Origin of the sequence: Hydrogenophaga sp. A37, from assembly GCF_002001205.1 — a bacterium.
Taxonomy (GTDB): domain Bacteria; phylum Pseudomonadota; class Gammaproteobacteria; order Burkholderiales; family Burkholderiaceae_C; genus Hydrogenophaga.
Map to the genome: position 1 here is coordinate 1 of NZ_MUNZ01000041.1, position 10,124 is coordinate 10,124.

At 61.2% G+C, this 10,124-nt stretch carries 14 protein-coding genes and 2 pseudogenes; 4 read left to right on the plus strand and 12 right to left on the minus strand.

Annotated features, from left to right (window positions below):
- From B0E41_RS00720 to B0E41_RS00745, 6 genes are all read right to left on the minus strand, one after another.
- The coding region (locus B0E41_RS00720; RefSeq protein WP_171984620.1) for a RebB family R body protein at positions 1–236 on the minus strand (236 nt) is incomplete at its 3' end.
- Entirely contained in the window at positions 233–430 is a 198-nt protein-coding gene (locus tag B0E41_RS00725) for a RebB family R body protein (RefSeq protein WP_077327692.1), read from the minus strand. The genes B0E41_RS00720 and B0E41_RS00725, both read right to left, overlap by 4 nt.
- Positions 431–470: 40 nt before the next feature.
- Positions 471–743, minus strand: coding sequence for a RebB family R body protein (locus B0E41_RS00730; RefSeq protein ID WP_068173297.1), 273 nt, complete (start codon positions 741–743; stop codon positions 471–473).
- 75 nt (positions 744–818) lie between these two features.
- Positions 819–1,088 (minus strand): RebB family R body protein, encoded by a 270-nt coding sequence (locus tag B0E41_RS00735; protein ID WP_077327695.1) that lies wholly within the window; start codon positions 1,086–1,088, stop codon positions 819–821.
- A 70-nt stretch (positions 1,089–1,158) separates the two neighbouring features.
- Positions 1,159–1,428 carry a RebB family R body protein gene (locus B0E41_RS00740; RefSeq protein WP_077327699.1) on the minus strand — a complete coding sequence of 90 codons (270 nt, stop codon included), beginning with the start codon at positions 1,426–1,428 and terminating at the stop codon, positions 1,159–1,161.
- Positions 1,429–1,532: 104 nt separating this feature from the next.
- On the minus strand, positions 1,533–1,829 hold the full coding sequence (locus B0E41_RS00745) for a RebB family R body protein (protein WP_077327702.1): 297 nt from the start codon (positions 1,827–1,829) through the stop codon (positions 1,533–1,535).
- A 434-nt stretch (positions 1,830–2,263) separates the two neighbouring features.
- Here B0E41_RS00745 and B0E41_RS00750 point away from each other — a divergent pair, with 434 nt between their 5' ends.
- Together B0E41_RS00750 and B0E41_RS00755 are read left to right on the plus strand one after the other, a co-directional pair.
- Positions 2,264–3,832: an AraC family transcriptional regulator gene (locus B0E41_RS00750; protein ID WP_077327705.1), complete on the plus strand. Its 1,569-nt coding sequence runs from the start codon at positions 2,264–2,266 to the stop codon at positions 3,830–3,832.
- Between the two features lie 16 nt (positions 3,833–3,848).
- Positions 3,849–3,953: pseudogene (locus tag B0E41_RS00755) on the plus strand (TOBE domain-containing protein); the annotation flags it as partial.
- Here the strand turns inward: B0E41_RS00755 and B0E41_RS27685 are convergent.
- Positions 3,908–4,033, minus strand: a complete 126-nt coding sequence (locus B0E41_RS27685) for a hypothetical protein (protein ID WP_290440823.1) — start codon at positions 4,031–4,033, stop codon at positions 3,908–3,910. The pseudogene B0E41_RS00755 and the gene B0E41_RS27685 overlap by 46 nt on opposite strands.
- 83 nt (positions 4,034–4,116) lie before the next feature.
- Positions 4,117–4,428, minus strand: coding sequence for a hypothetical protein (locus B0E41_RS00760; protein ID WP_171984621.1), 312 nt, complete (start codon positions 4,426–4,428; stop codon positions 4,117–4,119).
- A 60-nt stretch (positions 4,429–4,488) separates the two neighbouring features.
- On the opposite strand from B0E41_RS00760, the gene B0E41_RS26390 reads away from it, so the two are divergent.
- Positions 4,489–4,713 (plus strand): AraC family transcriptional regulator, encoded by a 225-nt coding sequence (locus tag B0E41_RS26390; RefSeq protein WP_143433597.1) that lies wholly within the window; start codon positions 4,489–4,491, stop codon positions 4,711–4,713.
- An 82-nt stretch (positions 4,714–4,795) separates the two neighbouring features.
- Here B0E41_RS26390 and B0E41_RS00765 read toward each other — a convergent pair whose 3' ends face one another.
- From B0E41_RS00765 to B0E41_RS00780, 4 genes are all read right to left on the minus strand, one after another.
- On the minus strand, positions 4,796–5,203 hold the full coding sequence (locus B0E41_RS00765; protein WP_143433598.1) for a hypothetical protein: 408 nt from the start codon (positions 5,201–5,203) through the stop codon (positions 4,796–4,798).
- Positions 5,200–6,114 carry a hypothetical protein gene (locus B0E41_RS00770; RefSeq protein WP_143433599.1) on the minus strand — a complete coding sequence of 305 codons (915 nt, stop codon included), beginning with the start codon at positions 6,112–6,114 and terminating at the stop codon, positions 5,200–5,202. Before B0E41_RS00770 ends, B0E41_RS00765 begins: the two co-directional genes overlap by 4 nt.
- 3 nt (positions 6,115–6,117) lie before the next feature.
- Positions 6,118–8,457 (minus strand): hypothetical protein, encoded by a 2,340-nt coding sequence (locus B0E41_RS00775; RefSeq protein WP_077327717.1) that lies wholly within the window; start codon positions 8,455–8,457, stop codon positions 6,118–6,120.
- A 166-nt stretch (positions 8,458–8,623) separates the two neighbouring features.
- Positions 8,624–9,652, minus strand: coding sequence for a rhamnose ABC transporter substrate-binding protein (locus B0E41_RS00780; protein ID WP_077327720.1), 1,029 nt, complete (start codon positions 9,650–9,652; stop codon positions 8,624–8,626).
- Between the two features lie 161 nt (positions 9,653–9,813).
- Between B0E41_RS00780 and B0E41_RS27435 the strand changes: the two are divergent.
- Positions 9,814–9,974, plus strand: a pseudogene (locus B0E41_RS27435) (IS5/IS1182 family transposase); the annotation flags it as partial.
- Between the last annotated feature and the right edge of the window lie 150 nt (positions 9,975–10,124).

Genomic DNA, 10,124 nt, shown 5'->3' on the forward strand with positions numbered 1-10,124 from the left:
GTGTAGGGCGGGTAGGCGTTGAGCATGCGCGCGCAGGCGGCGGTCACGGAGGCCGAGCTCACCATGCCCGCGTTCTGCTGGCGGTTGACCGCGTTGTACATGGCCATGCCCAGCGTCTCGACCATCACCGTGTCCAGCATGGCAAAGGCATTCGCGGGTGACTGTCCAGAGATCAGCGTGGTGACACTGTTCACGCTGTCCACCACCTGATCGTTGACGGTACCGGGGTCGTTCATTTGGGATTCGCTCCAAGTTTGATGATCAAGACGAGGGTCTGGGTGACGGCGGCTGTCGCCGTCACCTGCCCGCGCTGCTGGTTGGACACCGCGTTCTGCATGGCCAGGCTGATGCTGTCCGCCATGGCCAGATAGGTCATGCCCATCGCCATGGCGGGCGCTTGCGCCAGGCTCAGGGGGGCACTACGCGCCATGGCGCCAGAACCCGGTGTCGCCCATCACCGCGCCAAGGCTTCAGTGCAGGCCCAGCACCTTGCCCGTGGCCACGCCGGTGCTGGCCGTGTCCACCGACAACATGGTGGCCACGCTCTGGGTGGTGGAGGCCTGCATGGTCACGTAGGACTGTTGCTGGTTGTTGGTGGCGTTGTGCGCGGCGTTGGACAGCGCTTGGCCGGTGGCCACAAACAGGTTGCCCATGGCCACGGCCGGGGCATCGCCCAGCACCTTGGTGTTGACCTGGGAAACAGAGTCGGTGATCTGACTGTTGACTGCGGTTGGGAAAGCCATGTGAACTACTCCTTAAAGGGTTGCTGTTGACAAGGAAGGGACGAAGACAAAACAAAAAACGCGCACAGCGCGTGCTCAGGCGCTGAAGATGGCCTTGGTCGCCATGGCATCGGCGGCCGTGTCCAACGAGTACAGCAAAGACACGCCCATGGTGGTGGCGGCTTGCGCCGTCACATACATCTGCTGCTGTGCATTGGTGGCGTTGTGCGCCGCGTTGGCCAAAGCTTGCGCCGTGGCCTGGTACAGGTTGCCCATTGCGACGGCGGGCGCGGTGCCCAGAACCTGCAGGTTGCTTTGAGTCACCGAATCGGTGATCTGGCTGTTGACAGCGGTAGGAAAGGCCATGTTCTTTACTCCTGTTGGCTTGTGGCGCGGTGGCTCGGTGAATCAAGGCACCAACGGCGACTGGCAGCGATCAGCTGCTCAGAATGGTTTTGGTGGCCACGCCCGTGCTGGCGGTGTCCACCGAGTACAGGGTGGCGACACCCATGGTGGTGGCCGCCTGCGCCGTCACATAGCTTTGCTGCTGCGCGTTGGTGGCGTTGTGAGCGGCATTGGCCAGGGCCTGGGCGGTGGCCTGAAACAGGTTGCCCATGGCAATGGCCGGGGCGTCACCCAACACCTTGGTGTTGGCCTGCGTGACGGAGTCCGTGATCTGGTCGTTGACTGCGGTGGGAAAGGCCATGAAATCCTCCGATGAAAGCTAGATGGGAAAGGGTTGAAACACAGCGCCGCCAATGTGCTGGACACTGACGGAAAGTGAAAGGCGAGGAGAGCGATCAGGTGCGATCAGGTGCCCAGGCCCCGAACGCCAGAGCTGGGGGTCAGGATCGTTTTGGTGGCCATGCCGGTGCTGGCGGTGTCCAGCGAATACAGAGTGGCCACGCCCATGGTCGTGGCGGACTGCGAGGTCACATAGCTTTGCTGCTGCGCATTGGTGGCGTTGTGTGCTGCGTTGGCCAGCGCCTGCGCCGTGGCCTGGTACAGGTTGCCCATCGCAATGGCGGGCGCATCGCCCAACACCTTGGTGTTGGCCTGGGTGACGGAATCGGTGATTTGATCGTTGACGGCTGTCGGAAAGGCCATGGTGCGTTCCTCGTAGGTTGGACCAATTGCTGGTCAGGTTGACGGTTTGAAAACTGCGGTTCGGCCATTTGTCTTGCCGTGAGCCGCAGGCAAATAGTAGTGACACGCACCCTCGCTCGAAGTGGGGCAGACGACGGAAAAACTGGGCCAGACGATGGTGTTGGCGCTGCGCAGCTTTTGCCCATGTGGTGACGCTGCCTCCCATCGCAGAATCGTGCGACCGAGGTCCGATCAGCGGTCCGATGGCAAGTGGGTAACTGGTATGGGCCGATAAAAAAATGACGGCCAAGAAAAGGGAGACGTACTTTGATTCAAGCGCGATACGCCGTGACCAACGCCGTGCACCAGTGCATCCTCCGACAGCCGAGAGAGCCATTGCGACGCAGCTCCAAAGCGCTGCGGTGACGCAGTAAAACCTGCCTCGCAGGCCCCACTTGATCTGTACGGAAGCCGCGGACAGCGAGCCCAGCCGGGCCTCGCATCGCGCGGGCGTGTCCTACCTGAACGAGCTTGCCGAAATCCGGCGGCTGCTGGATCGCAGCGCGTGCCGCCATTGGTGGGAAGTGGCCAGCCTGGAGCTCTTCGGGCAGCAACCCCTGCTGGTGGACGGCGCCGTGGGCCGCAGCGCTCCGCATGTTCCACACAGCGTGGTGCTGGCGCTGGAATTTTCCCGCCGGCCACTCGGCGAATTGCGGTTGCAGCTGTCGCCCCACCTGTTCATGGGGCCTGCGCACGAGTCGGCACTGACCGAGCTCGCTGCTCAGTGCGCCGGCACTGTCCAACGCTTGGCCAGCCAGCGCTGGGTGGTGCAGGCGCAGTGGGGTGCACCGTGCCTGATCGGCTCCAGCCCGGCCATGTTGGCGCTCGATCGCCACATTGAAGAAAGCTGCGTCGACGCGCGCCCGGTCGCGCTGCTGGGCACCAGCTGCAACGAAGCCCTGCAAACAGCGGCGGCCATCCACCACGGCGGCGCCGGGGCAGGGCGGACCTTCGTCAAGGTGGACTGCGCGACCACCTTGGAGCCACCCTGGCGCTGGGTGGACCGCGCGCGCGGTGGAACCCTGTTCTTGTGCAACGCAGACCACGGCACCCACGCTGACCAGGAACACCTGTGGCTGCAACTGGAGCAGGCCATGGGCCTCTCCACTCAGTTGGGCAGCCACTGGGCCTGCCGACTGGTGGTTGCGCTGAAGGCACCGCACCTGCCCGATCCAAGCAGCAGCCCCATTCCGCATGGGGCCTGGAGCCAGTGCGACTGGAAGGTGATCACCCTGCCGCCACTCGCGCAACACCCGGAAGACATTCCCGTGCTGGTGCGCGCTGTGCTGGACTACCACGGTCACAGCGCGGAACACCGCATGACCGACGCCTTGCGACACTGGTGCACCAACTACGCATGGCCCGGCAACGCCGCGCAACTGGAGTGGACCGTGGCGCGCATGGCGCTGCTGACCGCCAACACGCCCATTGGTGCCAGCGACATCAGCCTGCTGTCTCCCCGCTTGCTGGGAGATGCCGGCCCGGCATACACCCTGGCGGAGCCGCAAGCGCCGCGCTATGAAAACCGCGAGACAGCCCCGCCACAGGCCAACCTTCCCACGGTGGCACAGCCCGTCGAGCACTGGGTGCGCTGCGTGCTGGAACACGACACACCAGCGTTCGCGCAGCTGCATGCGGGGCTGGCTCGGGCTTTGCAGTACCTGTGCAAGCAATTCCATGAACCGATCTCCACCGAACAGCTGGCCGACCAGGCCCATGTGAGCGTCTCGCATCTGCGCTTCCTGTTTCGCGACAGCCTGGGCCTGCCGTTCAAGCTGTTTTTGCAGCACGTGCGCATTGCGCATGCCCAGCGCCTGCTGCTGGCGTCACCGCAACGCCGCATCACCGACGTGGCGCTCAGCGTGGGCTTCAGCGACTTCAGCCACTTCCAGAAATGCTTTCGCCAGATCGTGGGTCAAACGCCCGGCGACCTGCGCCGCGCGCGGGCTTTGGCGCGGGGGTGAACGGCAAGGGACTTCTTCGTCTCTGCTCGCGCGGTTGACGCGGCGCTCTGCGGCTGCGCTGAGGCTGGTGCCAGGTCAGCCGGTGTGGGCGCAGATCAAGGCGGTGGCGTTGATCGGGTAGCCGCGTGGAGTGGGGCGCTGCAGGGGATCAGGTTGAAACGTGCTTCGGGCGAGCGAAGCGGTTTTCCGCATGAGTGACATGGGGAGGCCGTAACGCTGGGCCGCTGGCCTCCTAACTGCGCCAAGGGCGAGACACGTCCAACACCACAGCCTTGGCCCGCCGTTCAGTACGACTGGGACCGGCTGCCGAGATAGCCTGAAACGATCTTGTGGCTCACGCCGTCCTTCTTGAAAGTCAACTGCAATGTGGCGGGGCGGCGAGTATCGTGGTTGGCCTCCCAAGTGAGGACTTCGGCGTTGGCGCCATCGGGCTCACGCCGCAGCGGCTCGACACCAATCACAGCCTTCACCTGAGCCTCACTCATGCCGCCCTCAATCACCTCGTAGGTGCTATAGAGGTCTGTCGCAGGCGTGTTCTCGAAGTCGCCCCCACAAGCGGTCAACGCAGCCAAACCCAGCGCCAGGACAAACGCCAAGCTCAGCGTCCTGAAAGCCAGCGCCAAACGGACAAAAGAGAGACGCCCGGCAAGGGGGGATTGCAGCAACATTTTTTAAACCCTTATCAACACCAAAGCGAAAAAGGCATACACGTCGCAGCGCAAACACCGCCCACGCTGTTTGTTCAAGGCCTCACCCTTGCCCAATCAACTGAAGTGACGCTCAGCGTGGGCTTCAGCGACTTCAGCCACTTTCAGAAATGCTTTCGCCAGATCGTGGGTCAAACGCCCGGCGACCTGCGCCGCGCGCGGGCTTTGGTGTGATGGACCAACTGGCCTACGACGGCCGCTTGGCGCTGTAGCGTCCGGGGTTTCACAAAAGACCCCACCGCAGGCTTGGTGTCGTTCAGCTGGCCCGGAGCGACAGGACTTTGGCCACGGCGTCTGGCAAGGCGCCGAACTTTCGTTCCATTTGGGGACGAAGCCAAGCCACCATCAGGTACTTGAACGCGCCTGGAGTGCACTCTTTTTCGATGTTTGTTTCTGCCTCATCCTTGGCCGGGCTGTCTTCGAGAATGACGGTTGCCAACTGTCTGATGCGGTTTGTTGCCGTGGTGGACATCCAATCGTAGTAGCCCTGTGGCGGGTGGTTCTTGTAGGCGCGAATGATCGCGTAACTGAGGTCGTCCAGCACCTCCACGACCATGCAGTCCGTATCAGACCGCAGCCGCTCAAGCACCTCCTGATGGGATGCAAAGACATTGGTCTTGGTTCTGCCTCGCATTGGCATCCGATGGCCCGCTCTCATCTTCATCCCCAATGACTCGTTGTTTGCACGCCTAAGCGGTCGCCGTGCTCGATCAACTCACCCAATTGCTCCCGCAGATCGATCGTGGCCGATACATCGGAAGCCGATCCCACCGCAAGACGAATGACTTCATCACAGGTGGAGGCCACCAGATCCGCAACGCGCCCGGCGGCCATCTCGGTTCCATCCGCCTCGTCAGCGAGACCAGCAAAACTGCGGGCCGCCAACCAGGTAAATATCGAATTGTTCAGCCGCAGCAAAGTCGGAGCGATTACCCAGGGAACGCCCATCAAATTGCAGGGTTTAATTCCCGCGGAGCTGATCAGTCGATGGACCTCGTTCAGCAATCGAGCGTAACGAACACGCAGTAAGCGATCCTCTTGCAATGTCTTGCCACCAGAAATCAGCAAAAGACCCCGACCCAAGTCGCGCAATATGCGGCCGTATTGCAGGCCGAGTCGGTTTCCACACCACTGCACGTCATACTTCGACTGTTCAAACAAGGTCGCCCACCGCGCAATTTTCGGGCCACTGCTCAAATACAAACGAGGTGCCGCCGGGCACAACTTTGGGTTCAGGGCATTGACGGACACCCCACAGTTCCATTCAAGACTGGGGGCCGCCAGGTTCACCCATGCCAGACGCCGGACACCGCCCACCATGAAGACCGCGGGCGTCTGAGGGCCAATGAAGTGTTCCAAGAGACTTGCAACCTCTACGGTGCCGGACGACGACCAGCCAAACAAGACCAAGCCGTACTCGGAGCGGATGGCTCCCCCCATCAAAGCGATCGATTGAAGATCCGAGACCGTTTCCGCTTGAAAAACGCTAACGCCGGTGGATTGCAGGGCCATTCCCAGTCGCACAGCGCTGGGGTCAGTGCCAACCACCAATACTTTTTTATTCGGATTTCCCATCGGCTAGAGCACCTTGAACACAATGCTGCCATTGCGCTCTGAGGCGGATACTTTCTTGCCAGGCTGGACGGTGGTGGTGGCCGACACAAACGTTCCGCCCGAGCCCAGGATGGTGACCTTGGTACTGACTGCGGTGCTTCCCGAGTTGGTCAGCACACAGGTGTTGGACAGGCCGCCCGTGACCGCTTGCACGGTGCCCGCGCCCACCACGCTGGCATAGGCGCGCAGTGTGTGGACCACCGTTTTTTGCAGATCCTGCGACAGCGTGGCGACGCCTGTGCTGCCGGTGATCTGCGATGCCACCGGCAAAATCGGTGCGCCTTCGTTGGTGGTCAGCTCGATGGAGGAATCCCAGTCGCCATCAAAGTTGCTGGCCACCAGGAAGCGGTAGTTGCGCTCGTCCTGAACGATGGAGGCGGACCATCCAAACCCCACCGGGGGACGCAACACATTTGCGCTCAACTGAGCGGTTTGTGCGGCCGTCTGGTTGGTCGCAGCCACCACCACCTTGTCGGAAATGACTTCATTGGCCGCAGCAGGCTTGGAGCCTGTGAAATACGAACCATACATGCGCGAACTGGTGGCGCCGGCCTGTATGCCCTTGGATCCAAAGTTGAAGCCCTTGCCACCCTTGACCACCACGCCCAGCTTGCCATCCACATTCATCCAGTCGCCTGTGAACGCGGTGAACTGCGTGGGCATGCTCGAGGTACCCGAGGCGGAATACACGGTGCGCGCCGCGCCCGACATGGCATCGCGCTCAAAGTCAAACGCCCCGCCATATTCCTGAACAATGGTGACGGCAGCGTTCGCCACGACCCTGTCCATGTAGACCACCAGGTTGTTGTCTGGCAAAGAAGTGAAGGACAGGAAGCGGGTCAGCTTGCCATCATTCTCCGACAGCACCCCACTCGTGGTGAACCAGGTGGCCGCGGTCTGATTGGTGTGTGTGATGTGGGTCGCATTGGTGGCCACGTCCTTGAGGTTGTAGTACCCCACGAACGACTTTTGGTAAGGCACCAACACATAGGGTTCGTGCATGTAGGTGGAGGGGTTGGGGCCGATGTAGCCCATGAACTTGCTCTGCCACGAGAAAGACGAATACTTCTGCGCGTTGCGGTGCAGCAGTAGCTTGGTGTCCTTGAAGTCCGTCACGCCGCTTTGTGCGGTGACAAAGCTGCTGGGCGTGCTTGGCGTGGTGGAGCCAGGGCCAAAAAACTCGTGGTACAGATACGCATCGGCCAGGCGCTGTGCCGCCACGGATTCCCGGCGTGGGCCAATGTCGATCAGACTGCCAAAGTAGCTGCCGTTCGTTTGCAGGTTGGCACGCTCGCGCATGTACTCCAGCGTGCGGCTCTCCAGCATGGTGGCGTCTGCGTCCTTGAAGTAGGTGGCCAGAAAGCTGTAAGCGGGCAAGTGCTCGTAGTCATGCACCATCCAGTCCACGCCGTTGGGGTACATCCATTCGCCCTCCGGCAGCGCGATTTTCTTGAGCACCTTGTTCCACACGTTGAGCATGTTGTGCACCACCGCGGCGGGCGGGGTCAGGTTGCCCATCTTGTAGAAAACGGCGGAGGTGCCCAGCTCGTTGATGGGGACCATCTGGTAGATGGGGTGGAAGATGTCGTGGTTTTCCGACGTCAGGTCGGGGTGCAGGTTGGCACCGCGCACCCAGGTGCTCACAGGCTTGCCGTCGACCACCGTCGCGTCTGATTTGTCAGCCAGCGTGGAGTAGGTGTTCATCATGTAGCTCTTCGCCATGTCGTCCCACTTGGCCGCATTGGCGTGATTGGGCTGCATGCTGCGGGCCAGCGACAGGATGTTGGTGTCCCAGCCGTTTTCTTCTGCCTTGGTGTCACTCCACTCTTCGAAGGGGGGCAGGGTTGCGGCCTTGTAGTCGGCTTCGCCGCTGACCATCAGGTTCAGCTTGTGTTGCGTGTCGGCGTCCAGCAGCTGCGCCCACACCATCCAGCCGCCCATGGCCGCATACGAAGACCACATGCTGGACTCCCACACCTTGCCCCATCTGGTCCCCGATTTCGTGTTGTAGCTCCCCGACGATTTGTGGGTGTTCACGAGGTACTTCAGGTTGGCAACGAGGTGGGCCTCCACCGTTGCACGGGGGATGCCGTTGAAGGCGGTGTCGGTCGTGCGTGTCAGCAGCAATGCATACAGATAGGCGTAGTTGGCGGTGGTTCGGATGCCGTCTTCTGAGGCGGCACCCGAATGAAAGTAACCAGCACCGGGAATGCTGGCGGAGTGGTCGTGATAGATGCTCTCTGCATACTTCACGTGCTTCTTCAGCAGCTCCAGGGTGATCGATTTGATTTCAGACTCTTGCAAAGTCTGCGCAGAGATGCTCCCTGTGGGGTATGCATGTGCGGAAATTCCAACGCAGGCGAGTGCGGCGGCCAGTACCCATGTTGTTGCTTTCATCATGTCTCCTAAAAGTGATTCAAATTTGCGTAGCGGGGTGGTTGCGTCTATGTGTTGGAAGCGGACGCGGCACTTAAAAACTAAAGCGATCAATGTTGTTGATGTCAAAGGTCGTTGGCACACCCAGAATGACCTCGCCTTTTGATCCAACGATGTAATCGCCGAGGCGGCCCGCAGAAAAGCTGTCGCCTTTCTTGCCACTGATGTGCCCCTTTGTGAGACTGGCCGCCGCATAGGCCGCCAGGTAGCCCAGATCCACCGGGTTCCAGAGCTGGAAGGCCCGCACCGTGCCGTTCTTCACAAACGGGCGCATCTGGTTGGGCGTACCCAGTCCGGTCACGTGGACCTTGCCCTTGAATGGCGATGAGGCCACGTACTCTGCGCTGGCCAGAATGCCCACGGTTGTGGGGCAGATGATGCCGCGCAGGTTGGGGTTTTGAAGCAGCGATATGCACTGTTCGCGCGACTTCACGGGATCGTCGTTGCCATAGAGCACCTTGGTCATCTTCATGTTCTTGTAGGCAGGGCGACGCAGCTCCTGCAACATCCAGTAAATCCAGGCGTTCTGGTTGCTGGCCGTGACCGTGGCGGAAAGAATGGCGAATTCGCCTTGCCCGTCCATCAGCTGGGCCATCAGCTGCATTTGCGCGCGGCCCACGCCTTCCTGGCTGGCTTGGTTGATGAACAAATCGCGTGCGTCCGTGGCCAGATCCGCGTCCACCGCCACGATCTTGGTGCCCACGGCAATGAGCTCCCGCACTTTGGGCAACAGCGCCACCGCTTCGTTGGCGGCCAAGATGACAGCGTTCAAGCGCTCCGCAATCAGCTGATCAATGAATGGCTCCTGGGCCAGTGCCTGGGCGGTGGTGGGCCCCAGCATGCGTGCCTGTACCCCCATTTCGCGCGCCGCTTCCATCACGCCCTGACCCAGCATGGCGTGGTAGGGGTTGTTCACCTGCTTGGGCAGATAGGCCATCTTCAATGCACCGGATGGCCCAGCCGCAGCAGCCGCTCGATGGATGCCCAAGCCGTGGTAGAGGGCGGTCAATAAAGTGACTCGCCGAACCAAAGAGGGCACAGGGCCGGCTTTCGTGTTGGTCATGGTGCATTTGCTCCAGGTGGAATGTCCTGAGCAATGGCACTCAGGACGACGGCGCAACTGTATGGAGTGAGTCCCATCAGCGCAAAGCTGGATCTCTTATGAATGTCATCAAGATCTCTGATGCATTGCTCGACGCAACTGCTGTGGTCGCCGCCCCAGAAAGGCCCAAAAAAATGGAGGTGTAGGAGGTGTTCTGCGCAGTGCTGTACCTGTTGCGAAGCGGCTGCCAGGCTCGCCAAGCGACCCTCCAAAATGGTGCGCGATGCACTCGAACTTTGCCAAATGGAGCGAGACCGACCCGCATGGCCCCAGCGTTCTGGAACGGCCTCTTTAGAAGGGGTAAGTCCTTAGACACCGTCAAATCGAACTGCAGGGCTGGCCTCCAAAAAACTGGGAAATCCCCGTCCATGGAATGCGCGACCCCGTTTTCCAGCCCATGTACCTGGCCATGGAGTTGTGTTCGACGCCGCAC

Excerpts from the sequence above, each read along its gene's own strand:
- B0E41_RS00780 (WP_077327720.1), bottom strand. The coding sequence starts at position 9,652 with ATGACCAACACGAAAGCCGGCCCTGTGCCCTCTTTGGTTCGGCGAGTC.
- B0E41_RS00770 (WP_143433599.1), bottom strand. The coding sequence starts at position 6,114 with ATGGGAAATCCGAATAAAAAAGTATTGGTGGTTGGCACTGACCCCAGC.
- B0E41_RS00765 (WP_143433598.1), bottom strand. The coding sequence starts at position 5,203 with ATGAAGATGAGAGCGGGCCATCGGATGCCAATGCGAGGCAGAACCAAG.
- B0E41_RS00725 (WP_077327692.1), bottom strand. The coding sequence starts at position 430 with ATGGCGCGTAGTGCCCCCCTGAGCCTGGCGCAAGCGCCCGCCATGGCG.
- B0E41_RS00745 (WP_077327702.1), bottom strand. The coding sequence starts at position 1,829 with ATGGCCTTTCCGACAGCCGTCAACGATCAAATCACCGATTCCGTCACC.
- B0E41_RS27685 (WP_290440823.1), bottom strand. The coding sequence starts at position 4,033 with ATGTCACTCATGCGGAAAACCGCTTCGCTCGCCCGAAGCACGTTTCAA.
- B0E41_RS00730 (WP_068173297.1), bottom strand. The coding sequence starts at position 743 with ATGGCTTTCCCAACCGCAGTCAACAGTCAGATCACCGACTCTGTTTCC.
- B0E41_RS00735 (WP_077327695.1), bottom strand. The coding sequence starts at position 1,088 with ATGGCCTTTCCTACCGCTGTCAACAGCCAGATCACCGATTCGGTGACT.
- B0E41_RS00740 (WP_077327699.1), bottom strand. The coding sequence starts at position 1,428 with ATGGCCTTTCCCACCGCAGTCAACGACCAGATCACGGACTCCGTCACG.